This is a genomic window from Streptomyces tauricus (genome assembly GCF_014650955.1).
Classification (GTDB): domain Bacteria; phylum Actinomycetota; class Actinomycetes; order Streptomycetales; family Streptomycetaceae; genus Streptomyces; species Streptomyces tauricus.
On the sequence record NZ_BMVY01000014.1, the window covers coordinates 79070 to 104621 of the forward strand.

Sequence of the window (25552 nt, forward strand, 5' to 3'; positions counted from 1 at the left end):
CGTAATGCGCTGTGCCCCCGGCAGGATTCGAACCTGCGACACCCGCTTTAGGAGAGCGGTGCTCTATCCCCTGAGCTACGAAGGCGGGGCTTGTGTGAGGCCTTGCGTCGGACTCGGTGATGAGTCGTGGCCAGGTCTCCCGGTCAAGCCCTGAGCGGTCTGGATCATTTGCCGCGGTACGAGGTGCGGGAGACCGCGCCACGTGCCGCAGCGCCTGCCAGGACGCTCGCACCACAGGGTACCGGATCGGGCTCAGGCGGGTGATGGGTGGAAGGTCTTGGGGTGGCCCACCGGGCCCGGAACCCGTGGGGCGCGGGCGAGGATCTGGTGGGGTGGTCACCCGGCCACCCGGCCACCCGGCCACCCGCCACCCGGCCACCCGGCCACCCGCCACCCGGCCACCCGGCCACCCGCCACCCGGCCACTCGGCCACCGGGCCACTCGGCCACCGGGCCACCCGGCCACCGGGCCACCCGGCACCCGGTCACCCGAGGGCTCGGTAGCGGTCAGTCAGTACCTGCGTGACCCTCCGTGTGGATGTCGGTCGTCGTCACAGTCGCCGTGCCGCGCGTCCGTACCCCCGTCACCGCCAGTCCGGTGCCCCCGAAGTCGACGGAAGCGCGTTTTCGATCTTTGTGCGGGTTTCCCGCATGACCGCGATCACCCGGGACTCGTGGGTCTCGTTGAGGCGGGCCACCGGTATCGAGCAGCTGATGGCGTCCGTGGCCGGGGAGTCGTAGCGCAGGGCGAAGCCGAAGCCCGCGATGCCGGGCACCGTCTCCTCGCGGTCGATGGAGTAACCGCGGGCGCGTACCTCCGCGAGGTCGGTGAGCAGGGTGGTCCTGGTGGTGTGCGTGTTCTCGGTGAGGGCGGGCAACGGGCCGTCGGGGAGGGGGAGTTCGGCGTCGGGGCGTTCGGCGAGCAGGGCCTTGCCGAGCGCGCCCGCGTGGGCCGGGATCCGGCGGCCGACCCTGCTGATGGTCCTGAGGTACTCGTGGGACTCGCGGGTCGCGAGGTACACGACGTCCGGGCCGTCGAGCCGGGCCAGGTGGATCGTCTCGCCGAGCGCGTCCGAGGCCTGGTCCAGGTAGGGGCGTACCAGGCGGACGTGCGGGTCGCTGTCGAGGTAGCTCGTGCCCGTGAACAGGGCGCGGATCCCGATGCCGTACAGGGATCCCGTCGTGTCGGAGCGCACCCAGCCGCAGTCGATGAGGGTCTGGAGCAGCTGGTACATGCTGCTGCGCGGTACGTCCAGCTCCTCGGCCAGTTCGTCCAGGCGGGCGGGGCGGTCACCGCGTGCGGCGAGCAGTTCCAGCAGCGCGACCGTGCGGCTCGCCGACTTCACCCCGCGCACTCCCCGCGCCCCCTGTGCCCTTCCTGCCGGCGATCCCTCTTCCCGCGCTCCCTGTGCCCGCCGTACCTCGCGGCCCCCGCTGCTCTCCGGCATGGCCTCATCGTAAATCCGCGCTGTCGCACCCATTGACCGGCTCCGGTTCACCGACCTAACCTCCGTTCTCATACATGTACGTCATCTGCATATAGAGATGAGAGATCAGTAATGCGGTACAGCGCGGAGATCGAAGCCGTGGTCCAGCGGCTGCGCGACGGTATGGCGGACGGAGTGCTGTCCTTTCCTCTCACCAGCTTCCGCGACGAGGGAGGCGAGGGAGGCGAGGGTGACGGCAGCACCGTCAGCGGGAGGAGTAGTGGCGGGCTCGATCTGGAGGGCTACCGGGGCTATCTGGCCGGGCAGTTGGCCTCCGGGCCCGGCGTCGTCGTCCCCGGTGCCGTCTTTCCCGCCTGCGGGACCGGGGAGTTCTTCTCGCTCGACGAGGACGAGTACCGCGCGGTCGTCGAGGCCACGGTCGAGATCGCCGATGGCCGTCTGCCGGTGGTCGCCGGTATCGGCTACGGCTGGGCGCAGGCCCTGCGCTTCGCCCGGATCGCCGAGGAGGCCGGCGCCGACGCCCTGCTCGTGATGCCCCACTACCTGGTCGGCGCCCCGCAGGACGGCCTGGTCGGGCAGTTGCGCCGGATCGCCGCAGGCACCCGGCTGCCGCTCATCGCGTACCAGCGCGGGCAGGTCGCCTTCACCGCGGACAGTCTGCGGCGTATCGCGGAGATCCCCACCGTCATCGGCCTCAAGGACGGGCACAGCGACCTCGACCGGCTGCAGCGGCTCACGCTCGCCGCCCCCGACGGCTTCCTCTTCTTCAACGGGGCCTCCACCGCCGAGATCCAGGCCCGCGCGTACGCCACCGTCGGCGTCCCCGCCTACTCGTCGGCGGTCCACGCCTTCGCCCCCGAGATCGCGAGCGCCTTCTTCACCGCGCTGCGGGGGAACGACGAGGCCACGCTCACCAAGCTCCTGCGCGACTTCTACGTCCCGCTCGTCGAACTGCGTGACCGCGTACCGGGATACGCCGTGTCCCTCGTCAAGGCCGCCGCCCGGCTGCGCGGTCTGCCGGTCGGAACCGTACGGGCCCCGCTCACCGATCCCGGCGCCGCCGACCTCGCCGAGCTGGAGGCGATCCTCGACACCGGCCTCGCCCTGGTGGGAGCGCCCCGCCGACGCGCCACCGCCTGACGTACGGCCGCCTGACGTACGACCGTCCGACGTACGGCCGCCTGACGTACGACCGTCCGACGTTATTGCCGGCGTACCACCCCCGATCCACCGCTTGACTCACGGCCAGTTCAAAGGGGAACTGCATGCCTCTGCTCGTAGTCGGGATCAGCGTTCTGGTGCTGCTGTTCCTGATGACCCGGATGAAACTCAACGGCTTCGCCGCGCTGCTGCTCGTGGCGGTGGGCGTCGCCCTGGTCCAGGGCATTCCGGTGGCCGACATCCCGGACGTCCTCTCGGAGGGCATCGGGGGCCAGATCGGCGACACGATGCTCACCATCGGGCTCGGCGCCATGGTCGGCCGGGTGATGGGGGACTCCGGCGCCGCCCAGCGGATAGCCGGCCGGCTGCTGGACGCGTTCGGGCCGCGCTGGGTCCAGGTGGCCATGGTGGTCACGTCCATGCTCATCGGCGTGACCATGTTCTACGAGGTCGCGTTCATCATCATCGTGCCGATCGCGTTCACCCTCGTCAGGGTCACCGGGGCGAAGCTGCTCTGGGTCGGCCTGCCGATGTCGATCGCCCTGTCCACGATGCACAGCTTCCTGCCGCCGCACCCCGGCCCCACCGCGGTGGCCGCGACCTTCCACGCCTCCGTCGGCCACACCCTGTTCTACGGCCTGTTCATCGCCGTGCCGGTGGGCGCGTTCATCGCCCTGCTGTGGCCGCGGCTGCCGTTCATCAGGGCCATGGACCCGGCCATCCCCAAGGGACTGGTCAGCGACCGGGAGTTCGAGGACGCCGACATGCCGGGCCTCGGCTGGTCGCTGTCCGTGGCGCTCTTCCCCGTCGTACTGATCGCGGGCGCCGCGGTCGTCGACATGGTGGCCTCGGGAGACAGCCCGTTCCTGCACTTCGTCGCCTTCATCGGCTCGGCGCCCATCGCGCTCATGCTGACCCTGCTCCTGGCGATCTGGGCGTTCGGACCGCGCATCGGGCGCAGCCTCGCGGACGTCAACACGTCCTGCACCTCCGCCGCCCAGTCGATGGCGATGATCCTGCTGGTCATCGGCGCGGGCGGAGCCTTCAAGAACGTCCTCGTCGAAGGCGGCATCTCCGACTACATCAAGGACGCCACCGACAGCTGGTCCATCTCGCCGATCATCCTGGCGTGGCTCATCGCGGTCATCCTGCGCGTCGCGCTCGGCTCGGCGACCGTCGCCGTCGTCACCGCCTCCGGCGTGGTGCTGCCGCTCCTCGCGGGCAGCGGGATCCACCCCGAGATCATGGTGCTCGCCGTGTCCTGCGGCTCGATCGCCTTCTCCCACGTCAACGACCCGGGATTCTGGCTCTTCAAGGAGTACTTCAACCTCTCGGTCATCGAAGCGATCAAGGTCCGTACCACCTATACGACCGTCCTCGCTGTCCTCGGCCTGGGCGGCGTCCTGGCGATGGAGTGGACCCTCGACCTCCTCAGCCTCTGAGCCACCCCGCCCAGTGATCCCCCTCTCCTCCCCTCCTCAGCCAAGGACTCCGATACGCATGAGCCAGCCGACCGTCACCGAGTTCGCCGTCTACCCCGTCGCCGGCCGCGACTCCATGGAGCTGAACCTCTCCGGCGCACACGGCCCCTACTTCACCCGCAACATCGTGGTCCTCAAGGACTCCGAAGGCCGTACGGGACTGGGGGAGGTGCCCGGCGGCGAGAAGATCACCCGGACACTGCGGGACGCCGAATCCCTGGTCGTCGGCGCGAAGGTGGGCGACTACAAGCGCGTTCTGCGGGCGATCGGGGACCGCTTCGCCGACCGTGACTCGGGCGGTCGCGGTGCCCAGACCTTCGACCTGCGCACCACCGTGCACGCCGTGACGGCTGTCGAGTCGGGGCTGCTCGACCTGCTCGGCCAGCACCTCGACGTACCGGTCGCGGCGCTCCTCGGCGACGGTCAACAACGGTCGTCCGTACGGGTACTGGGTTACCTCTTCTATGTCGGTGACCCCGGCCGGACCGACCTGGAGTACGTGCGTGAGCCCGATGCGGACGTCGACTGGTACCGCGTCCGGCACGAGGAGGCGCTCACGCCCGAGGCGATCGTCCGGCAGGCCGAGACCGCGTACGACCTCTACGGCTTCCGGGACTTCAAGCTCAAGGGCGGGGTCCTGGCGGGGGCGGAGGAGGTCGAGGCGGTACGGGCGCTGAAGGGCCGCTTCCCGCAGGCGCGGGTCACGCTCGACCCCAACGGGGCGTGGTCGCTGCGCGAGGCCGTCGAACTGTGCAAACCGCTGGTCGGCACGCTCGCCTACGCCGAGGATCCGTGCGGGGCGGAGGACGGGTACTCCGGGCGGGAGATCCTGGCGGAGTTCCGGCGCGCGACCGGGTTGCCGACGGCGACGAACATGATCGCGACGGACTGGCGGCAGATGACGCACGCGTTGGCGCTCCAGTCGGTGTCCATTCCGCTGGCCGACCCGCACTTCTGGACGATGCAGGGGTCGGTGCGGGTGGCTCAACTGTGCAACGCGATGGGGTTGACCTGGGGGTGCCACTCCAACAACCACTTCGACATCTCGCTCGCCATGGTCACGCACTGCGGGGCGGCGGCGCCGGGGGAGTACAACGCGCTGGACACGCACTGGATCTGGCAGGAGGGGCTGGAACGGCTCACCGTCAGCCCGCCTCGGATCGTCGACGGGGAGATCGCTGTGCCGGAGGGGGGTGGGCTGGGGGTGCGGGTGGACATGGAGCGGGTGATGGCTGCGCATGAGCTGTATCTGGAGAAGGCGTTGGGGGCGCGGGACGATGCGGTGGGGATGCGGTATCTGGTGCCTGACTGGCGGTTCGATGCGAAGAGGCCGTGCCTGGTTCGTTGACGGGGTCCGCCCCGGGCCTCTAGGAGGCGGGGCTACGCCCCTGCGCCCCGGGCCGGCGTTTTTGACTGCGGGTGCGTCGTGCCTGGGTGCGCAGTTCCCCGCGCCCCTGAGGGGCGGGGCTGTGCCCTGGCCCGGCTGTTCGTTGCGGTTGCGTCGTGGCTTGTTGCGCCGTTCCCCGCGCCCCTAAAGAGCGGGGTTGCGGCCTGGCTCTGTTGTTCGGGTGCGGGTGCGTCGGGGTTGGCCGCGCAGTTCCCCGCGCCCCTGGAAGCGGGGCTGCGCCCTTTAGGGGCGCGGGGAACGGCGCACCCGGGCCCCACCGGGCCGCAGGTGGACGACTCGCCCTCAATAGTGGGCCGCACCCACCAAGTCGTCGCTCGCCGTGGTCCCGCCGACCGATCCCCCGCTGGCGATCGGGATGCTGGACAGTACCTCCGCCGGCAGGTCGAACGCGTCGACCAGTGTCATCAGGTGCGGCGCCAGATCGCCGAGTACCGTGTCGACCGCCTTCGGCAGACCGCGTACGTGATCGGCCGTGAGGCGGCCCTCCGCGAGCAAGTCACCTGTGTGCGGACCGAGTTCCCTCAGCAGGAACAGCCGGCACAGGTTCCGCATCAGATGGCCGGCCCGGGGATCCGTGGTCCGCGCGATCGCGGCCAGGAACGCGTCGGCCGCCCGGAGCCGGGCGTGCGCGGAGACCATCTCCAGCGCCGCGTCCGAGGTGACGTTCCAGCGGCCGACCGGGTCACCCGAGGGCCCCTCGCGCAGAGCGGTACGCGCCCGGTCCTGCCAGATGCGCTCGACATCGGCCAGCAGGTCACGCAGGAAGGGAAGCTCGGTGATCTCCCGGTCGCGGGGGGAGCAGGGGGCGTTGGCGGCGTTGGCGGTGTAGGGGGCGTAAGGGGCGCGGGGATCTTCAGGGTCCCCCGGACCGCCGTGATCGCCGGGATCTCCAGGGTTCCCCGGACCGCCGTGGTCACCGCAATCTCCAGGGTTCCCCGTGCCACCGTGGCCGCCGGGATCCCCCAGGGCCCCGGTGGCGGCCCGGCGCGTCACCTGGTGGCCGAAGACCATTTCCGACGCCGCCTTCACCCAGATCACCAGGTTGTCGCCCTCCGCGGTGATGCCGCCCTCGATGTTGAGGGGCAGGTCGGCCAGACCGTTCGCCGGGAACAGCCCCTGCGCGCCGCAGCGTTCGCGGCACTCGGTGGTGATCGCCCGTGCCTGCCAGGTGATCCACCCCTTGGCCACGGCCACCTCGCGCTCCATCTCCGCCCGTTCCTCCGCCGCGTGCGCGGCGAATCGGCTCACCGTCGACCGGTGCAGGAACGTCATCGCGTACGCCGTGGCCAGCGCGTGCAGCAGTCGGCCGTGGTGGCTGCGGTGGGCGGCCACCGGGATGCGTTCGCCCGCCTTCGGTCCGGCGACCAGCCTGCTGTGGGCGTAACGCACCGCGATCGTCAGCGCCGCGCGGGACATGCCGAGCGTGCCGGCGCTCATGCAGAGCTTGCCCATGGTGACGCGGTTGATCGAGCGCAGGAGGCGCTTGCGTCTGTTGCCGAGGCTGCTGGTCAGGGTCCCGTCGGCGGCCAGCCGCCCGTGCTCGGCCTCCAGCAGGGCCGAACGCGGCAGCCACACCTGGTCGAACGCGGTGAGGCAGTGGTCCACCGGCGTGCCGGTGCGCTGCGGCAGCGGCCGGACCCGTACGCCGGGCAGGTGGCCGCTCTCGTCGCTGAGCGGGGTCAGGAAGAGGAACGTTCCCCGGTCCTCGCCGTCGACGAGGAGGCGGGCCGCGACCACGGCCGTCTTGGGCCCGCCGGTCAGGCTGGTGTTGGGCATGAACTTCTGCGCGCCCTCGGTGGGCGTCGTCAGCCGGAAGCCACCCGTCACCCGGTCGAACACCGCGACCGTCTCCATCGACGCCACGTCGTTGCCGTGCTCCAACTCCGTGCACAGAAACGTTCCTGTGCGCTGGAGGGACGTATAGGGGGAGAGGTCCCTGTCACGGCCGCCGTCATGGTCGAGGACGCTGCCGAGGAAGAGGTTGTAGTGGATGCTCGCGAGCGTGGTCAGCCCGCCGTCCACCGGCCCCGTCCATTCGTGCAGACCCGCGAGACGGTGCGGGTCGGCCGCCAGCGCCACCGGATCGCCCACCGCCTCGTTGAGCAGCCGCAGCCGCTCGTACGAGAGTGCCGTCCGCTCCTGCGGCGACAGCTCCGCCCGGTAGGCGAACTCCTGGCGGCGGACGAGCCGGCGCCAGGGCCCGTGGACGCGCTCGCGGTCGGCGTCCTCGAAGAGGAGCCGGGCCAGTTCGTCGGCGACGGGGTGGGTCTTCGTGTGTGCGGGCACGGACATCGAACTCCCCTGGTGTGGGACCGGTCGGATGCGGACCACTGCCCCACGAAGATACGTACCAACCGGTTTTCTTTTCAAGGTGCCTGGGGGAGGTGCGGGGGCTCGCTCGGGGAGCGCAGAGAAGCGCGAAAGGTGGTGTGCGTCATTCTCGCAGCTCAGCGAGGGCGCAACCAGTCCGGGCTGGAGGGATCCTTGAGAAACCGTTCGGCTGGTTTTATTCTAGGCCCTGAGGTCGAAGGCGTACGGTACAGACCTCTTGGTCTCTTTTCCCGGTGAGCGGGATGGTACGGAGGTTCCCCGTGGCGCGGCAAGAGCGAGCCATTCGGACGCGACGCGCGATTCTCGTCGCGGCGGCCCAGGTGTTCGACGAGGTCGGATACGAGGCGGCGACCATCTCGGACGTCCTCAAGAAGTCCGGCATGACCAAAGGCGCCCTCTACTTCCACTTCACCTCCAAGGAGGAGCTCGCCCAGGCGGTCCTCGCCGGACAGGTCGACTCCCTGCCGCGCGTGCCCGAACAGGAGCTGAAACTCCAGCAGTCACTGGACGAGGCACTGCTGCTCGCGTATCTGCTCAAGCAGGACACCGGGGACCCGATCGTCCAGGGCAGCGTCCGGCTGACCGTGGACCAGGGCTCTCCCAAGGACCATCTCAACCGCCGAGTGCCCATGCAGGCCTGGCAGGAACACACCCACGCCCTCTTCCGGGAGGCGAAGGCCAAGGGCGAGGTGCTGCCGCACGCCGACGTGGACGCGCTGGCCAAGCTGTTCGTCGGCGCCTTCACCGGCGTCCAGGTGCTGTCGCGGATCATGACGGGCCGCGCCGACCTGGCGGAGCGGGTGGCCGACCTCTACCGGCATCTGATGCCGTCGATCGCGGTGCCCGGCATCCTCGTACGGCTGGACTTCTCGCCGGAACGGGCGGCCCGCGTCTACGTGGACGCCATGCGGCTGCGCGAGGCGGAAGCAGAGGCCGAGACGGAGGCAGAGGCAGAGGCAGAGGCTGAGACGGAGGCCCAGGGCGGGGTGGAAGTCGGGGGCGAGGTGGGCGCTGGGGTCGTGGAGCGGGTCGGTGGCGGTCTCGACCCCGAGAGCGCCCCCGGGGCGGCCCCCGAGGCGGGCCCCGGAAGCGAGGCCGGAAGCGAGGCCGGAAGCGAGGCCGGGAGTGAGGTCCGGCGCGAGGGTGGGAGTGAGGCCGTGGGGGAGGTTGTGGACGGGGGCGGACAGGCGTCGCGGACCGTGTCGGCGGCTTCCGCGGAGGCCGTGACCGCCGCGCAGTGAGACGCCCCGGCCGGGGTGGCCGCGACGCGCCCGGCGGGAGACCCCGGCATGCCGCCCCGATGCCCCCCGACGGGAAGCCCCAGTAGGACGCCTGCCCGTGCAAGACGCCTCCCCGTGTCGGCGGGGCGTGTGAACGACCTACCGAACGGAGTGCACGGATGGACATGCCCGCTTGCCCGTACGCGTTGGACGTGACGGGACGCGACCTTGCCTCGGAGGCCGAGAAACTGCGCTCGCGAGGGCCGGTGGCCGCGGTGGAACTGCCGGGCAAGGTGGCCGCCTGGGCGGTCGTACGGCAGAAGTACGTCAAGCAGCTCCTCCTCGATCCGAGGGTGTCCAAGGACGCCCGGCAGCACTGGCCCGCCTTCGTCGACGGACGGATAGACGCCGACTGGCCGCTGTACCCGTGGGTCGCCAACGAGAACATGCTGTTCGCGTACGGGGAGCACCACGCCCGGCTGCGGCGGCTGGTCGCGGGCGCGTTCACCGCACGCCGGAGCGAGGCACTGCGCCCGCGCGTCGAGGAACTCACGGCCGCGCTGCTCGACGAGCTGGCCGCCCACCCGGCCGGTGAACGGATCGACCTGCGGACCGAATTCGCCAAGCTGCTGCCCATGCGGGTGATCTGCGAACTGTTCGGGGTGGCGGAGGAGGCCCGCGAACCCCTGTGCACCGCGCTGGAGTTGGTGTTCGGCACGGCGGTACCGGCCGTGGAGATGGCCGCCGCGCAGGTCGAGGTCTTCGGCATGCTGGCGCAGCTCGTCGCCGAGAAGCGGGCCCGTCCCGGCGGCGACCTGACGTCCGCGCTGATCGAGGCCCGCGACCAGGACGGCGGGCTCAGCGAGCAGGAACTCCTCGGCACCCTCTACCTCATGATCGCCGCGGGTCAGGAGACGACCTGCACCCTCATCACCAACGCCGTCGGCGCGCTGCTCGCGCACCCTGGCCAACTGGCCCACGTACGCGAGGGACGGGCGACCTGGGCGGACGTGGTGGACGAGACGCTGCGGGTGCACAGCCCGGCGGCGTACTCGCCGATGCGGTTCGCGGTGGAAGACATCACGCTGGGCGGGGACGGGGACGGGGACGGGTCCGACGGGGACGGGTCCGGGTCCGGGTCCGGGAACGGGTCCGAGTCCCGGTCGGACGCGGTGGTGATCCGTCAGGGGGATCCCATCCTCGTCTCCTTCGCCGCGGCTTCCGGCGACCCCGAGGCGTACGGGGACGACGTCGCCGTCTTCGACGTGCTGCGGCCGGGCCGGCGCGAGGACCTGGCCTTCGGGCACGGGGTGCACCGGTGCCTGGGGGCGCCGCTCGCGCGGATCGAGGCGGGGGTGGCGGTGGCCGCGCTGTTCGAGCGCTTTCCCGGACTGGCCCCGGCGGTACCGGTCGACGGAATCGAACCCGTGGAGTCCTTCATCGTCAACGGCTACGGCTCGCTGCCCGTGCTGCTCTCGGCAGCTCCGCAGGCACTATAGAAACCGCGCATGCGGTTTGTTATCGTGATACCGCCTTTCCGGCAGCCCTCGTCACAACGGAGCGTTCTGATGGCCCAGCAGGAGCGAGCGGTGCGTACGCGCAACGCGTTGATCGAGTCGGCGGCCGAACTCTTCAGCAAGGACGGCTTCGACGTCGTGTCCTTGTCCACGATCAGTAACCGGGCCGGTGTCAGCAACGGCGCGCTGCACTTCCACTTCGCCAGCAAGGCGGCGCTGACCGCGGCGGTGTGGGAGGCGGCGGCGCAACGGCTGCGCCAGATCACCCACGAGGGTGCGGCGCGCGGGCAGGCCGCCGGGAGCGGGGGCGCCTTGCAGGTGCTGGTCGACACGACGCACGCCCTGCTGCGGGGGCTGCGGCACGATGTGATCCTGCGGGCCGGGTTCGACCTCAGCGAGAGTCCCGTGCCGGTGGCGCCCGGTGCGGATCTGCGGCGGCGCTGGCAGGCGTGGGTCGAGAGTCTGCTGGTGCAGGCGGCCAGGGAGGGCGCGTTGGCGCGGGACGTGGCGCCGCAGGATGCCGCGCACGCGGTGGTCGCGGCCACGATCGGGTTCGGTGCGCTGGGCAGCCGTAACGCGCAGTGGCTGTCCCAGTCCATGCTGACGCGCTTCTGGGCGCTGCTGTTGCCGCGGCTGGCGGCGGAGCCGGCGCTGAAGGAGCTGGTGGCTTCCGGGCGCCGCCGGGAGGGGGTTCCGGTCCCGGAGGCGGCGTCGCCCCTGCACCGACCGGTTACCCGGCAGAGCGCGTAGCCCGGGTGCCCGCTCAAAGACGGCGCAGTTCCCCGCGCCCCTGAAACGACCCCGGCCACCGGTCTGCCGGTAACCTGCCAGACCGCGTAGCCCGGGTCGCCGTCAAAGATTGCGCAGTTCCCCGCGCCCCCAAAAGCGCCCCCGCCTGCCGGTGACCCGCCTGAGCGCGTGGCCCGGGTTTCCGTCAAAGATTGCGCCGTTCCCCGCGCCCCTGACACGGCCGGCCCCGCCCGCCCCATGAGCCACAACGAGCCATCCCCGTCAAGCCATCGCCATCAGGCCGTTGTTGCCCGGCTTCCGGGGGTCGCCGCTTCGTTGCTTGTCGCGTCAGGGGTGGAAGCGCCAGCGGCCTTCGGTCACCACGTCCACCTTGTCGTCCCTGACGCGGACGGCCGTTTCGTCGTCGAGGAAGTAGAGCGGGAAGTCCGCCCGCGCGGTGATGCGATCGGCCCAGGCGTCGTCCCGCTCGGGGAAGTCCGGTGAGTACAGGTGGGGCTTGAGGTACCAGTCGAAGAGCCCGAACGGCGGTTCCAGGGTCGTCGCGCCGAGCACGTGGAGGTCCGCGGTGTCGCCGATGACGTCGGCTGAGTGCGCGGTGAGATGACGGCTGAAGATCATGGATCCGGCGCTGAACCCCACGTAGACCCGGCTCCGCAGCGCCTCCAGGAAGCCGTCGGCTAGGCCGTTGCCGGTGATGCTGCGGGCGAGGTGGTAGTGGTTGCCGCCCGAGACGTAGATGACGTCGGCGTGGAGCAGCCGGTCGAGCACCGTCTGCCGGGGCAGGCCGTTCAGCTCCAGGACGTCGAACTCCCGCCAGCCGAGACCGTGTACGCGGTTCAGGTCCTCGACGAACCACCCGTGGTCCCCGGGCTCGGCGAGCGACGCGGTGGGAACGTACGCGACGTTCGCCGATCCGAACGGCTTTCCCAGCATGTCCCGCAGCGCGTCCCGCAGCGTCTCGTTGCGCAGACCGCTGGCGGTCAACAAAAGGTTCATCACCCGACCCAAGCACGCCCGCCGACCACCCGCAACGAACCCCCGCCGGCTAGGCGACGGGTACGCGGGTGAACCGCCCCGCAACCCGCAGATCCGCCTCGATCAGCGCGGCCGTCGCCGACAGCTCCGGCAGCACCTCGGCCACACACCGCTCGACCGTCCGCCGAGAACTGTGCATGGCCACGTTCACAGCAGCCACGACGGCCCCCGTACGGTCCCGGACCGGCGCCGCGATCGACCGCAGCCCCTCCTCCAACTCGCCGTCCACCAGCGCGTATCCGGCCTCCCGTACGCGGTCCAGGGTGGCCGCGAGCGCTGCCGGGTCCGTGACCGTGCGCGGGGTCAGCGTGTCCAGGCGGCCGGTCAGGAACGGGGCCCGCCCGGCCGGGGAGAGGTCCGCCATCATCACCCGCCCCAGCGAGGTCGCGTACGCGGGCAGCCGGGTGCCGACCGTGATGTTGACGCTCATGATGCGGCTCGTGGCGACGCGGGCCGTGTACTGGATCTCGTCGCCCGCCAGCACCGCGAGGGACGCCGAGTCGTGCAGCCGGCCCGCCAGATCGGCGAGGTGCGGCGCCGCGATCTGCGACAGCGTCGTACGGGAGAGGGGCGGGAAGCCGAGCGACAGGACGCGGGGCGTCAGCGTGAAGTGCCGTCCGTGGGCCGTGACGAGGCCCAGGTGTTCCAACGTGATCAGCGCACGCCGTGCCGTCGCCCGTGCGAGGCCCGTCGCCTGCGCCACCTCGGTGAGCGTCAGCTCGGCCCGCCCCTCGCCGAACGCCGTGATCACGGTCAGCCCGCGCGCCAGCGACTCGACGAACTCCCGGCCCAGTTCCTGTTTCGAGGCACCGGTCCAGGTGGCGAGCCCGGCCGGGGCGGCGGGCGGCCGGGCGGGCGCCTCGCGCAGATCGCGTTCCATGGCGCGTACGGTCGCCCGCAGCCGGGGCAGCATGGTCTCCCGCAGGGACTCCGCGCTGTGCCGGCTGGTGTGGCTCACCACGCTCACCACACAGGCGACGTGGCCGCCCCGGTCCCGTACGGGCACCGAGACGGCGACCAGGCCCGGCTCGATCAGCTGGTCGTCGAGGGCCCAGCCGCGGGTGCCCGCCTGATGGGTCCGTTCCTCGAACTCCGCGTCCCGGGTGGGGCGTTCGCGGTGGGGCACCGCAGGGAATCCGCGGTCATGGGGGTCCGCCGCCCGTCTGTCGCGCCACCGGGCCCAGTCCTCCAGCGTCCACTCGGTGGCGAACAGCGGGCCCGGCGCGGTCCGTTCGGCGGGCAGCAGGTCGCCGATACGGAAACTCAGGGACATCGCGCGCCGGCGCGTGGCCTGGTGGATGAAGCGGATGCCGTCCCGGTCGGCCACCGCGAGGGAGACCGACTCGTCCAGCTCGTCCGCGAGGGCGTCGGCCCGGGTGTCCAGCAGGCGGGGGAGCTGGAGGGCGCCGAGGTAGGCGTTGCCCAGCTCCATCAGGCGGGGGGTGAGTACGGCGTCGCGGCCGTCCAGGCGCAGGTATCCCATCCGGGCGAGGGTCGCCGCGATGCGGTCCACCGTGGATCTGGCGAGGCCGGTGGCCTTCTCCAGGCCGCTGAGGCTCTGCGTGCCGCCTGCCTCGGTGAGGCGGTGCAGCACGGTGATGCCGCGCATCAGTGGGGCTACCGCCTCGGCGGGTTCGACTGCGTCGGGCTCTGGGCGGGTGAGGTGGGTCGGTGGCATGGCTCCCCATTACGGTGTGCCGACCACGGTAATGAATGGGGGTGTGTGTGCGGTGCGGGCGGTGGGGGTGCGCCGTTTCCCGCGCCCCCGGAAACTTGCGCCGTTCCCCGCGCCCCCAAGGGGTCAAAAGATTGCGCCGTTCCCCGCGCCCCCAAAGGATTAAAGACTGCGCCGTTCCCCGCGCCCCTGAAAGATCTGCCCTCAAGGCTTGGGGGTGTGGGTTACGTATACGTGGTGGTTGCCCTTGGGGTCTGTGCCGGCGATCGTGATGCGGATGCCTGATGCCAGGTCCTTGAAGTACTGGCCGGGGGAGAAGGGCGCGTCGGAGAGTTCGGCGTGGACGTTCGGGCTGCGGGTGCAGCCGCCGCTGTCCTTCGTGGAGTCGACCACCGATATCGGGCCGTGGCCGGTGTCGACGTCCGCGCTCACCTTGTAGATCAGTACGCCCGTCTTGCAGACCGAGTCGTCGTTGCCCGCCTGGGTACGCAGTTCGACCGCGTACCCCGTCTTCGAGTCGACCGGGACGAAGACCAGCTTGCCGCCCTTGCCGGGCTCGGTCAGCGGGGTCAGCAGATGCTCGGTCGTACCGGGTGAGGCCGCGCAGTCGACCTGGGAGTCGTCGAGCCAGCCGAGCTTCCACTTGTGCCAGCCCAGCAGGTCGTTGTCGGCCCCCCAGTCCTCGCTCATGATGTCCCAGTGCCCGACCGCGCCCCCGCCGTCCTGGGTGTAGAGGTCGGGCAGTCCGAAGACATGGCCGTTCTCGTGGGGGAGTACGCGGTAGCCGGTCTCGGCGTACGAACCGGACCCGTCGTCCTGGCGGCTGTAGACGAAGGACGCGTTGGCGACGGGCACCCCGTCGGCGATCGGCGCCTCGGTGTTGCCCGCGAAGGTGACGGACAGGACCGTGTCGAGGGCGGAGGGGCCGGCGTTCGGGGTGATCAGGACGTTCAGCAGGTCGTAGTCCTGGAAGTTCACCTTCGGGTCGGCGGTACTCACGATGTCCTGGACCAGCTCGCGGTAGCCGGGGTCGAAGGGGGCGCCGCGTTCTATCCCGTACTCCTTGAAGGGCTTGGGCATCCGCAGCCAGTCGCCTATCGGGGCCTGCGGGCGGTAGTCGAGACGGCCGTACGAACTGGTGCGGAACCAGTCGGTGGTCTGCGGGAAGAACTCACCGAAGCGGTCGAGGGCCTTGCCCTCGCCGGGGGCGTCCGAGAAGTCGACCATCAGGTTGAGGGCGCGGACGGTGCCGGTGGAGCGGGCGTAACCCGGGGGAGTGGGGATGCCCTCCGACATCTGCACGCCCGCCGGGCCGCTGATCATGCAGGGACCGAGCGGGGAGGTCCCGGCCGCCGGGGCCACGGGGCCCGCCGTCGAGGTCGAGCCGGCCGTCAGCTGTCCGGACCCGGCGGAGGTGCTGACAGCCAGGGTGAGGGCGGTGACCGAGACGAGGGCTGCGGTGCGGCGCGGGCGTATCCGGCGGCTGGTCGGCTGCATACGAAGCCCTTCGCTCCAGGCAGCCGGCCGTTTCTGGCTGCACCCTGTCCGATCACCCTGTGCCGCCGGATGCGGGGGCGCGCGCTGGAGGAGACCGATCGTGGGAGGCGGCCGATTCGGCGGCGCGAACAGCCCTCGATCCCGTGTGACTCAGGTCACAGTGAATCTCTTCGGGATCGGGAAATAACCGGGGACCCCCTCCCCGTTTAGACCTGTGTCCGCGTGAAACGGGGAGACGTTCCCCGGATCGGGCGGGCGGCAGAAACCACCGAGAGAACGTCGAAGGAGTGCGCCGTGGAAACCGCAACCGTCGCTCAGCGCAAGGTGCCCCGCCCGCGGGCCGATGCTCTGCGCAACCGGGAGCGGATCGTCGCCGCCGGACGAGAGATGTTCGTCGAGTTCGGTGCCGAGGTGCCGCTCGACGAGATCGCCCGCCGGGCGGGTATCGGCAACGCCACGCTGTACCGCAACTTCCCGGACCGGGCGGCCCTCCAGCGCGAGGTCGTCTGCTCGGTCATGGACCGCGTCTCGGAACAGGTCGAGCAGATGCTCGCCGAGACCGGTGACGCCTTCGAGGCACTCTCCCGGTTCGTGCACGCTTCGGCCGACGAGCGGATCGGCGCCCTGTGCCCGATGCTCTCGGAGGCCTTCGACGCGAACCATCCGGACCTGGTCGCCTCGCGCGAGCGGGTCGAGGAGCTGATCGCGACCCTCATGGGGCGGGCCCGGAACGCGGGCCAGCTCCGTCCCGACGTCGCCGTCGGGGATCTGATGATCGCGATCAGTCAGCTCACCCGGCCGCTGCCCGGTACCGCGTGCCCGAACATGGACCGCTTCGTACACCGTCACCTGCAGCTGTTCCTGGACGGGCTACGGGCACCCGCCCGCTCCGAACTGCCCGGTGCGGCCGCGACCATGGAGGACCTGCGACGAGCTTGACCGACCAGCCCCGCCGGGCCGACCGGCACGACCTGCACGACCTGCACGATCGGCACGACCGGGCCCCGGCCCGCCGGACCGAGCGGCCGACCGACAACCGACCGACCGACAACCGACCGGCCGAGTGAACGACTCGCCGTCCAGCGACTGACTGTCGAGCGACTGACCGTCGAACGATCGACAGTCGGGAATTGACCGTCGAGTCATCGATGGCCGGGCGACCGTGACCGGCCGGCGGTCGGCGGGCGACCGTCGGACCGACCGATCAGATCCGCGTACTTCGAGAGTCACTACTCACACCACAAGCCACCGGTCGTCATCGACAAGGACGTCGAGGAGGGCGTCGACAACGAAGTCGACGAAGACGTCACCGGTGACGAGCCGTCCCTTCCGTCACGTTTTTTCGCCACGAAGTCCTGAAGTGGGTACTCCCATGTCTGAAACAGTCCAGGCCAACGCCGCCAAGGCGCCGGCTCCCGATTCCAACCGCTGGAAAGCGCTGGTCTTCATCGCGCTCGCCCAGCTGATGGTCGTGCTCGACGCGACCATCGTGAACATCGCCCTCCCCTCGGCCCAGCAGGACCTGGGGATCTCCGACGGCAACCGGCAGTGGGTCATCACGGCCTACGCCCTGGCCTTCGGCGGACTCCTCCTGTTCGGTGGCCGCATAGCCGACCTGTGGGGCCGCAAGCGCACCTTCGTCGCCGGTCTGATCGGCTTCGCCGGCGCGTCCGCCCTGGGTGGTGCCGCCACCAACGAGGCGATGCTGCTCGGCTCCCGCGCACTTCAGGGTGCGTTCGGCGCGCTGCTCGCGCCCGCCGCGCTCTCGCTGCTCGCGGTGATGTTCACCGACTCCAAGGAGCGCGCCAAGGCGTTCGGCATCTACGGGGCGATCGCCGGTGGCGGTGGCGCCGTCGGCCTCATCCTCGGCGGTTTCCTCACCGAGTACCTGAACTGGCGCTGGACCTTCTTCGTCAACATCCCGTTCGCGATCGTCGCGGCGGCCGGTGCGTACTTCGTCATCCGTGAGCCGGTCGGCAGCCGCAACCGCTCGCCGCTCGACATCCCGGGTGTCGTCCTGTCCACCCTCGGTCTGGTCTCGCTCGTGTACGGCTTCACGCGTGCCGAGTCCGAGGGCTGGAGCGACTCCACCACGATCGGTCTGTTCGTCGCGTCGGTGCTGCTCCTGGCCGCCTTCGTCGTCGTCGAGTCCAAGGTCAAGGCCCCGCTGCTGCCCCTGCGCGTCATCACCGAGCGCAACCGCGGCGGTATCTACCTCTCGCTCGGCCTCGCGATCATCGCGATGTTCGGTCTGTTCCTCTTCCTGACCTACTACCTGCAGATCGTGAAGGGCTACACGCCGGTCAAGACCGGCTTCGCCTTCCTGCCGATGATCGCGGGCATGATCACGGGCTCCACGCAGATCGGCGCCCGGCTGATGAACCGCGTTCCGGCGCGGCTGCTGATGGGCCCCGGCTTCCTGGTCGCGGCGCTCGGCATGCTGCTGCTGACCCGCATGGAGATCGGCTCCTCGTACGCGGCGCTGCTCCTGCCGGCGATGCTGCTGCTCGGCCTCGGTATGGGTACGGCCTTCATGCCGGCCATGTCCCTGGCCACGCTCGGTGTCGAGCCGCGTGACTCCGGTGTCGCCTCCGCGATGGTCAACACCTCGCAGCAGGTGGGCGGGGCGATCGGTACGGCGCTGCTGAACACGATCGCCGCGTCGGCCACGACCGCGTACGTCAAGGACCACATCGGCGGCGCCACCACGCAGTCCCAGCAGCAGCTCGTGCAGCTGCAGGCGCAGGTGCACGGGTACACGAACGCGATCTGGTTCGCGGTCGGCATCCTGGTCGCCGCCGCGGCGATCGTCTTCACCTTCGTCAACGCGGGCAGTGTGGACATGAACGCGGCCTCCGAGTCCGTCGACGGGGCCGAGGACGAGCTGAAGGTGCCGGTCATCGCCCACTAGCCGCTGCGCGGTGCGCGGGCCCGGAACTGACTGGGTCACCCACTGACCTCGTGCGTACGCAGGGGTGGGGACGCCTTCGTACGCACGACCCCGATCTGCCCCGACTCCGAAACACGGAGCCGGGGCAGATCTGTGGGTACATGAAGAACTACGTGCGCCGTTCCCCGCGCCCCTAGGGGGTGGGGGTCGCTTTGTGTGTGCGGGCGGTGGAGGCTGGCCACGCAGTTCCCCGCGCCCCTAGGGAGGCGGGGGCCGCCTTGTTTGTGCGGGCAACCCAGACCCGCCCGCACCTGGCAACGGGCAGCACGCCGATCAGGGGCGCGGGGAACTGCGCGGCCAGCCACAGCGTGCCCGCACGAAGCACGCGCCCTCCCCGCCCCCACCTACCGGAGCCACGGCAGGTCCGCCCCCGCCCCCTCCGGCTGCAATCCCTCCGCGATGAGCTGCATCGCCTCGCCGAGGGCCTTCTGCTGCTCGGGCGTGAGCCGGTCGAACAGCGCCTGCCGAACCGCCGCCACATGCCCGGGAGCAACCCGCTCGAGAACGGCGTACCCCTCGTCCGTCAGGACGGCGAACTGCCCCCGCTTGTCGGACGGACAGTCCTCCCGCCGCACCCACCCGTTCTTCTCCAGCCGGGCGATCGCATGCGACAGCCGGGACCGTGTGATCTTCGCCCGCATCGCCAGCTCCGTCATCCGCAACCGCCGACGCGGCGCCTCGACCAGCTGTACGAGCAGCCCGTAGTAGATGTGCGGCATGCCCGCGTCACGCTGCAACTGGCGGTCGAGATGGTCCTCGAGAAGCGTGGTCGCGTGCATGAACGCACGCCAGGTGCGCTGTTCCTCGTCACTGAGCCAGCGCGGCTCGTCAGCGGATGCCGTGTTCATACACCTACTGTACGAGCCCCTTCTTGAATCTTAAACAAGTAAGGAGTAGGCTCCGCCTCAGAAAGCTTGATACTTCAAGCAAAGCGATCTGAGAGGGAGCCGCAGCCATGTCCGCAGCCACCGAGGAGCGCATGCCCGCCCTCTACCTCTCGCACGGCGCCCCGCCCCTGGCCGACGACCCGGTCTGGCCCGGCCAGCTCGCCGCCTGGTCCGCCGACCTCCCGCGCCCCAAGGCGATCCTGATGGTCTCCGCGCACTGGGAGGAGGCCCCGCTCGCCCTCGGCGCGACCACGCCCGTCCCGCTGGTCTACGACTTCTGGGGCTTCCCCGAGCACTACTACAAGGTGCGGTACGACGCCCCGGGCGCCCCCGCGCTCGCCGAGTCCGTCCGCAAGCTCCTGCGCGCCCCCGGCAGCCCCGTACAGGACATCCCGGACCGCGGCCTGGACCACGGCGCGTACGTCCCGCTCGTGGAGATGTTCCCCGAGGCCGACATCCCGGTCCTGCAGATCTCCATGCCCACGCTGGACCCCGTCCGCCTCATGGAGATCGGCCGCAAGCTGGCTCCCCTGCGCGACGAGGGCGTCCTGATCGTCGGCTCCGGCTTCTTCACCCACAACCTCGCCGCGCTCCGCCAGGGCGGCATCCCCGGCTGGTCGGCCGAGTTCGACGCCTGGGGCCACCAGGCGCTCGACTCGGGGGACGTGGACAGCCTCCTCGATTTCCTCCACAAGTCCCCGGCCGGGCAACTGGCCCACCCGCGCACGGAGCACTTCGCCCCGCTGTTCGTGACCATGGGAGCGGCGGACGCCTCAGGCGACCTGGCATCCCAGCGGTCCGTGATCGACGGCTTCTGGCTGGGCCTGGCCAAGCGCTCGGTGCAGTTCGGCTGACGGATGGGCTGACAGATCGACCGGCGAGTCGGTGGAGGGGTCAGCAAGTGGCGCGGCAGACGGGGCTCAGAGTTCCTTCTCGTACCGCGCCACATCCCAGTACCTGCCGAACTTCCGGCCCGCTTCCCGGTACGTACCGAGGTACCGGAAGCCGAACCGCTCGTGCAGCCGCACGGACGCCTCGTTGGGCTGCACGATCCCCGCGTACGCCCGGTGGATGTCCTCGCCCTTGAGCGCGTCGAAGAGGGCGCTGTAGAGCAGCGTGCCGACGCCCCGCCCGCCCGCGCCGGGAGCGAGGTAGACCGTCACCTCCACGGACGTCTCGTACGCGGGCTTCGGCCGGAACGCGCTCGATGTGGCGTAGCCCAGAATCCGCTGTGAGTCCGCGTCCACGGCAACCATCAGCCGATGCGGGCCGTCTTCAGGGTGAGAGAGCAGCCAAGGGCGTCGCTCCTCCGGGGTGAAGACCGCCGTGTCGAAGGTGATCGGCGTCTCACGGACGTAGTGGTTGTAGATGTCCGTGAGGGTGCCGAGGTCGGTTGCGACTCCGGGTCTGACCTGGACCTCTGTACGTTCCGACGGCACCGCGCCTCCTTTTATGGCGGCACAGGGTACTGCAAGATCAGAAAAATCGAGGGACGGGTTGGGAATTCTGTCCGGATTCCAGTCGTTGTTTCCATCGGAAGCAGGGCACTCGGGAGGGTGTCCGAGCCACCGAAGCCACCACTAGGACCCGCAAGCCCACCATCGCAAGGGAGCACGCATGGCAACCCGTGCCGTCGCCCGTCGTAAGTCCGCCTCCGGCGAGACCGACGCGGCACGCAGTGTTCGCGTCGTAGGCGGCGAGATCGCCGACCGCGACCTGGTCGGCATGTATCTCGACGAGATAGCGCGTACACCGCTGCTCGACGCCGCCAAGGAGGTCGAGCTGTCCCAGACCATCGAGGCCGGCGTCTTCGCGCGGCAGCTGCTCGAAGGTGAGGCCACCGACACCAAGGTGAAGGCCTCCCGCGAGGAGCTCGAAGCGCTGGTCGCCGAGGCCGAGCGGGCCAAGGACGTCTTCATCAAGTCGAACCTCCGCCTGGTCGTCGCGGTAGCGCGGCGCTACCCCCGCAGCGGCCTCCCGCTGCTGGACCTGATCCAGGAGGGGAACGCCGGCCTGGTGCGCGCGGTCGAGAAGTTCGACTACCGCAAGGGCTTCAAGTTCTCGACGTACGCGACCTGGTGGATCCGGCAGGCCATCACACGCTCCATCGCCGACCAGTCGCGCACCATCCGGCTCCCCGTCCACCTGGTGGAGGAGCTGGGCAGGATCCGCCGTGTGCAGCGCGAGTTCAACCGCGAGCACGGCCGTGATCCGGAGCCCACGGAGATCGCGGCGGAGCTGGACTGCAAGCCGGAGCGCGTCATCGACGTCCTCGACTGGGCCCGCGACCCGGTCTCGCTGAACATGGCGGTGGACGACGAGGGCGACACCCAGTTCGGAGACCTGCTGGAGGACACCTCGGCCGTGTCGCCCGAGCAGTCCGTGCTGACGCTGCTGCGCAGCGAGGAGCTGGACGACCTCATAGGCCGCCTCGACCAGCGCACCGCCTCGATCATCAAGATGCGGTACGGAATCGACGACGGCCGCGAGCGCACGCTGACCGAGGTCGGCAAGGAGCACGGCCTCACCCGTGAGCGCATCCGCCAGATCGAGAAGCACGCCTTGATGGAACTGAAGAAGCTGGCCCGGTCCACGGGGTTCGACGCCGCGGCGTAGGCCCTCCGGCCGCCGCGGCGTAGGCCCTCCGGCCGCCGCGGCGCAGGCCCTCCGGCGGCTGCCTCGGCTGCCTCGGCCGTCCGGCTTCCGGGGCCGGGGAAAGCCCCGGAAGTCCTCCGGGAGTCCTCCGGCGACCGGGCCCGGCCCGTGGAGATGGACCGTCTTCGAGCTCCGGCGGCGCCCCGCTCGGGGGCCGCTCCGGGGTCTGGTTCCGGCTGAGGAAAACTGGTCCTCGTCGAGGGGATTGGGTTTGCCTTTCGGGGGCAAGCGAGCCTATCGCGGGACGGACGAGCAGATCTGTGTCGGCCATGCCTGACGGCATGGCTGGTCAGAGCCGCTTACCGGGTCGTACAGAAGTCCGTTTACAGCCGCTTCAACACATCGGTCCCGGGGCACAAACTCCAGGACCCCCCAAAGCCGAGTCCCGACGCACTCCCCCCGGTGCCGGGACTCTTCCAGAGTCGAGCTCCGGCGCCTCCCCCCCTGGCGCCGGGGCTCGACTCCATCTACGGGGTCACGCGACCGTACGGACTCGGCGACGCACGTTGGCGCCGCCGACGCCGCCGACGCGGGGGCGCCCCCGGGCGACGTATGAGAACTGGGCCACCCCGAACCTGAACCCCGGGGTGACCCAGGCGGCACATTGTGTCACGGAGGCAAACCGCGCCGACGGACACACCGTTCGCCGGGACGGGCCCCCGGCCGCCACCCGCGCGCCACTCGCCCACCTCCCTAGTTCTTGACGGCCCGGCTGAGCCGTCCCCCCAAGTCCCGTACGCAGGAGACGAGTTCCGCCGGCCCGTGCACGGTGAACTCGCAGTCCACCATCGCGAGCCGTACCGCCATCCACTCCACCGCGTCCCCCGTCGAGGCACGCAACCGGCACCGCTGGTCGTCGATCGGCTCGGGCGCCCCCAGCCACGCGGGCAGCCGTGCCGCGATGAAGTCCGCCGGCGCCACGAACGTCACGTCGAACTCGTACGTCTCCTGCCGCCGGTACATCGACTGCCGCAGATACTCGGCCGCGTCCCCCGTGGGCAGCTCGCGCGGCGGGAAACGGGCACCGGTCGCGAACGGCTCGGACACCCGGTCGACCCGGAACGTACGCCAGTCCTCGCGGCCGAGGTCGTACGCGACGAGGTACCAGCGGCGGCCGGTCGACACGAGCCGGTACGGCTCCGTCCGGCGCCGGCTCTCCGCCCCGTCCCCCGCGCGGTACGCGAACCGCAGCAGCTCCCGCCCCGCGATCGTCGAGGCGATCGTGGTCAGCGTCTCCGGCGCGATGCTGGCGCCGTCACCCGTCGTCAGGGGAGTGGTGGCGGCCTGCAAGGTGGAGACGCGGTGGCGCAGCCGGCTCGGCAGGACCTGTTCGAGCTTGGCCAGTGCCCGGACCGAGGCCTCGTCGACGCCCTCGACGGCGTGTCCCGCACCGGCCCGCAGGCCCACCGCGATCGCCACCGCCTCCTCGTCGTCGAGAACCAGCGGAGGCATGGCCTTACCGGCGACCAACCGGTAACCGCCGTCCGCGCCCTTGGTCGCCTGCACCGGATAGCCAAGCTCCCGCAGCCGGTCGACATCCCGCCGCACGGTCCGCCGGGACACCCCGAGCCGCTCCGAAAGCTCCCCACCAGGCCACTCCCGAGGAGTCTGAAGAAGAGACAACAACTGCAACAACCGCGCCGGAGTGTCCGTACTCATGGGTTTCCTCCCTCTCGTCGAACTGGCTCGTCGAACTAGCCCGTCCAACTAGCCCGTTTAGCTGGCTCGTCGAACTGGTCGAGGACGCGCAGTCCGTCCCTCCCGACGACCCCGAGCATGCCCCAGAACTAGGACACGACCTGACCTACATCCCCCCTACCGTCGAAACATGACCTCGCCAAGCAGCACCCCCAAATCCCCCGGCCGGGAGGCCACCCCGTCGACGACTCCCTCGGCAACGGCAACCGCGCCGACGGACCGCCGCCGCTGGTACGCCCTCGCCATCGTCATGACGGCCGCCTTCATGGACCTGGTCGACGTGACGATCGTCAACATCGCGATCCCCTCGATCCAGCGGGACGCCGGTGCGACGTTCAGCCAGATCCAATGGATCACGGCCGGCTACGCGCTCGCCTTCGCCGCGGGCCTGATCACTGGCGGACGACTCGGCGACATCCACGGCCGCAAGCGCCTCTTCCTCATCGGCATCGGCGGCTTCACCCTCGCGTCCGCGCTCTGCGGCTTCGCCGTGAACCCGGACATGCTGGTCGCGTCCCGGATCCTCCAGGGCGCGATGGCGGCGCTGATGGTCCCGCAGGTCCTGTCGATCGTGCACGCCACCTTCCCGGCGCACGAACGAGGCAAGGTCTTCGGCCTGTTCGGCGCGATCGTGGGCCTGGGCGCGGTCTCCGGCCCCCTCTTCGGCGCGCTGCTCACGGAGTGGAACCTCTTCGGCCTGGAATGGCGGCCGATCTTCCTCATCAACCTCCCCGTCGGCATCGCGGGCCTGATCCTGGGTCAGAAGTTCATCACCGAGTCCAAGGCCCCGCGCGCCCTCAAGCTCGACCTGGTCGGCGTAGCCCTGGTCACCCTCGGTCTGCTGATGCTGCTCTACCCGCTGATCCGCGGCCGCGAGCTGGACTGGCCGACCTGGGGATACGTGTCGATGGGCGGCTCCCTCGTCGTCTTCGGCGCGCTGGTGGCGTACGAGAAGCACAAGACGGCGCGTGACGGTTCGCCGCTCGTCGAACTCTCCCTGTTCAAGGTGAAGAGCTTCGCGGCGGGCATCGCCGTGCAGACCGTCTTCGGGATCGGCCTGGGCATCTTCTTCCTGGTCTGGACGCTCTACATGCAGACCGGCCTCGGCTGGAGCCCGCTGCGGGCCGGGCTGACGGGCGTACCGTTCTCGATCGCGGTGTCGCTGGCCGCAGGTCTCTCGGTGCAGAAGCTGGTACCGCGCTTCGGCCGGAAGGTGCTGCAGGCGGGCGCGCTCACCATGGCCACCGGTGTCCTGCTCTACATCTGGGAGTCCGAGCGGTACGGCCTGTCCATCGCCTCCTGGCAGATGGCCCTTCCGCTGGTCGTCATGGGCGTGGGCATGGGCCTGATCGTCGCCCCGCTGACGGACGCGGTCCTCTCCGAGGTCCCGCGCGAGCACGCCGGTTCGGCGTCAGGCCTGATCAACACGGTCCAGCAGATGGGCAACGCCCTCGGCCTCGCCCTGGTCTCCGTCGTCTTCTTCGGCGCGATGTCCGACCGGCTGACCCCGCCGGAGGTCGGCCCCGCCTTCGTCGACGCCTTCCAGCACGCGCTGGTCTGGGTCGCCGTCGTGATGACGGTCATCTTCCTCCTGATGTTCGCCCTCCCGAAGCGCCCGGCGCAGCACGTGGAAGGAGCGGAGGCCCCACTCACGGCCACCCCGCCCGCCAAGGAGCAGCAGCCGGAGCAGGAGCCGAAGCAGGACCAGGAGCCGAAGCCGAAGCAGGACCCGGAGCCGAAGCAGGACCCGGAGCCGATGCAGGATCCGGAGCCGGAACTGGTCGGCTGAGCGCCGCCCTCACTCTCTCCCTCCCTGACTCACTCGCTCCCTCCCGATGTC

At 70.4% G+C, this 25552-nt stretch carries 19 protein-coding genes, 1 tRNA gene and 1 pseudogene; 12 read left to right on the plus strand and 9 right to left on the minus strand.

From position 1 onward, the window contains the following. Positions 1-12: 12 nt before the first annotated feature. Together IE278_RS22125 and IE278_RS22130 are read right to left on the minus strand one after the other, a co-directional pair. Positions 13-85, minus strand: a tRNA-Arg gene (locus IE278_RS22125). 498 nt (positions 86-583) lie between these two features. Then, a complete protein-coding gene (locus IE278_RS22130; RefSeq protein WP_246570516.1) occupies positions 584-1345 on the minus strand; it encodes an IclR family transcriptional regulator in 762 nt (253 codons plus the stop codon). A 213-nt stretch (positions 1346-1558) separates the two neighbouring features. Here IE278_RS22130 and IE278_RS22135 point away from each other — a divergent pair, with 213 nt between their 5' ends. The 3 genes from IE278_RS22135 (at position 1559) to IE278_RS22145 (ending at position 5437) form a co-directional block, all read left to right on the plus strand. Beyond that, positions 1559-2587 (plus strand): 5-dehydro-4-deoxyglucarate dehydratase, encoded by a 1029-nt coding sequence (locus IE278_RS22135; RefSeq protein ID WP_189774898.1) that lies wholly within the window; start codon positions 1559-1561, stop codon positions 2585-2587. A gap of 125 nt (positions 2588-2712) precedes the next feature. Beyond that, entirely contained in the window at positions 2713-4050 is a 1338-nt protein-coding gene (locus IE278_RS22140; RefSeq protein ID WP_189774900.1) for a gluconate:H+ symporter, read from the plus strand. Positions 4051-4108: 58 nt separating this feature from the next. Continuing rightward, positions 4109-5437: an enolase C-terminal domain-like protein gene (locus IE278_RS22145; protein WP_189774902.1), complete on the plus strand. Its 1329-nt coding sequence runs from the start codon at positions 4109-4111 to the stop codon at positions 5435-5437. A 342-nt stretch (positions 5438-5779) separates the two neighbouring features. Here the strand turns inward: IE278_RS22145 and IE278_RS22150 are convergent, their stop codons facing one another. Next, positions 5780-7789 carry an acyl-CoA dehydrogenase family protein gene (locus IE278_RS22150; protein ID WP_189774904.1) on the minus strand — a complete coding sequence of 670 codons (2010 nt, stop codon included), beginning with the start codon at positions 7787-7789 and terminating at the stop codon, positions 5780-5782. Between the two features lie 299 nt (positions 7790-8088). Between IE278_RS22150 and IE278_RS22155 the strand changes: the two are divergent. From IE278_RS22155 to IE278_RS22165, 3 genes and pseudogenes are all read left to right on the plus strand, one after another. Further along, positions 8089-8760 (plus strand): annotated as a pseudogene (locus IE278_RS22155) (ScbR family autoregulator-binding transcription factor); the annotation flags it as partial. 467 nt (positions 8761-9227) lie between these two features. Beyond that, positions 9228-10547 carry a cytochrome P450 family protein gene (locus IE278_RS22160; protein WP_189774906.1) on the plus strand — a complete coding sequence of 440 codons (1320 nt, stop codon included), beginning with the start codon at positions 9228-9230 and terminating at the stop codon, positions 10545-10547. 69 nt (positions 10548-10616) lie between these two features. Next, the gene (locus IE278_RS22165) at positions 10617-11315 is read left to right on the plus strand and encodes a ScbR family autoregulator-binding transcription factor (RefSeq protein WP_246570519.1); all 699 of its coding nucleotides are present in this window, start codon (positions 10617-10619) and stop codon (positions 11313-11315) included. A 327-nt stretch (positions 11316-11642) separates the two neighbouring features. On the opposite strand, the gene IE278_RS22170 is transcribed toward IE278_RS22165, so the two are convergent. The 3 genes from IE278_RS22170 to IE278_RS22180 form a co-directional block, all read right to left on the minus strand. Then, complete coding sequence (locus IE278_RS22170) at positions 11643-12311, minus strand: Type 1 glutamine amidotransferase-like domain-containing protein (RefSeq protein WP_189774908.1); 669 nt, start codon at positions 12309-12311, stop codon at positions 11643-11645. Positions 12312-12360: 49 nt separating this feature from the next. Then, entirely contained in the window at positions 12361-14028 is a 1668-nt protein-coding gene (locus IE278_RS22175; protein ID WP_246570521.1) for an IclR family transcriptional regulator domain-containing protein, read from the minus strand. A 201-nt stretch (positions 14029-14229) separates the two neighbouring features. Next, entirely contained in the window at positions 14230-15522 is a 1293-nt protein-coding gene (locus IE278_RS22180) for a M6 family metalloprotease domain-containing protein (RefSeq protein WP_189774910.1), read from the minus strand. Positions 15523-15816: 294 nt separating this feature from the next. Here IE278_RS22180 and IE278_RS22185 point away from each other — a divergent pair, with 294 nt between their 5' ends. From IE278_RS22185 to IE278_RS22190, 3 genes are all read left to right on the plus strand, one after another. Next, positions 15817-16461, plus strand: a complete 645-nt coding sequence (locus IE278_RS22185) for a TetR/AcrR family transcriptional regulator (protein ID WP_189774912.1) — start codon at positions 15817-15819, stop codon at positions 16459-16461. Next, positions 16458-16589, plus strand: coding sequence for a hypothetical protein (locus IE278_RS42965; protein WP_281403187.1), 132 nt, complete (start codon positions 16458-16460; stop codon positions 16587-16589). Before IE278_RS22185 ends, IE278_RS42965 begins: the two co-directional genes overlap by 4 nt. 305 nt (positions 16590-16894) lie before the next feature. After that, a complete protein-coding gene (locus IE278_RS22190; RefSeq protein ID WP_189774914.1) occupies positions 16895-18433 on the plus strand; it encodes an MFS transporter in 1539 nt (512 codons plus the stop codon). A 383-nt stretch (positions 18434-18816) separates the two neighbouring features. On the opposite strand, the gene IE278_RS22195 is transcribed toward IE278_RS22190, so the two are convergent. After that, positions 18817-19320: a MarR family winged helix-turn-helix transcriptional regulator gene (locus IE278_RS22195; protein WP_189774916.1), complete on the minus strand. Its 504-nt coding sequence runs from the start codon at positions 19318-19320 to the stop codon at positions 18817-18819. A 107-nt stretch (positions 19321-19427) separates the two neighbouring features. On the opposite strand from IE278_RS22195, the gene IE278_RS22200 reads away from it, so the two are divergent. After that, complete coding sequence (locus IE278_RS22200) at positions 19428-20213, plus strand: dioxygenase family protein (protein WP_189774917.1); 786 nt, start codon at positions 19428-19430, stop codon at positions 20211-20213. Positions 20214-20279: 66 nt separating this feature from the next. On the opposite strand, the gene IE278_RS22205 is transcribed toward IE278_RS22200, so the two are convergent. Continuing rightward, complete coding sequence (locus IE278_RS22205) at positions 20280-20798, minus strand: GNAT family N-acetyltransferase (protein WP_189774920.1); 519 nt, start codon at positions 20796-20798, stop codon at positions 20280-20282. 178 nt (positions 20799-20976) lie between these two features. On the opposite strand from IE278_RS22205, the gene IE278_RS22210 reads away from it, so the two are divergent. Beyond that, positions 20977-21975, plus strand: coding sequence for a sigma-70 family RNA polymerase sigma factor (locus tag IE278_RS22210; RefSeq protein WP_189774922.1), 999 nt, complete (start codon positions 20977-20979; stop codon positions 21973-21975). A 732-nt stretch (positions 21976-22707) separates the two neighbouring features. On the opposite strand, the gene IE278_RS22215 is transcribed toward IE278_RS22210, so the two are convergent. Further along, complete coding sequence (locus IE278_RS22215; RefSeq protein ID WP_189774924.1) at positions 22708-23673, minus strand: helix-turn-helix transcriptional regulator; 966 nt, start codon at positions 23671-23673, stop codon at positions 22708-22710. Positions 23674-23842: 169 nt separating this feature from the next. Between IE278_RS22215 and IE278_RS22220 the strand changes: the two genes are divergently transcribed. Next, entirely contained in the window at positions 23843-25501 is a 1659-nt protein-coding gene (locus IE278_RS22220) for a DHA2 family efflux MFS transporter permease subunit (RefSeq protein ID WP_189774926.1), read from the plus strand. Positions 25502-25552 lie beyond the last annotated feature (51 nt).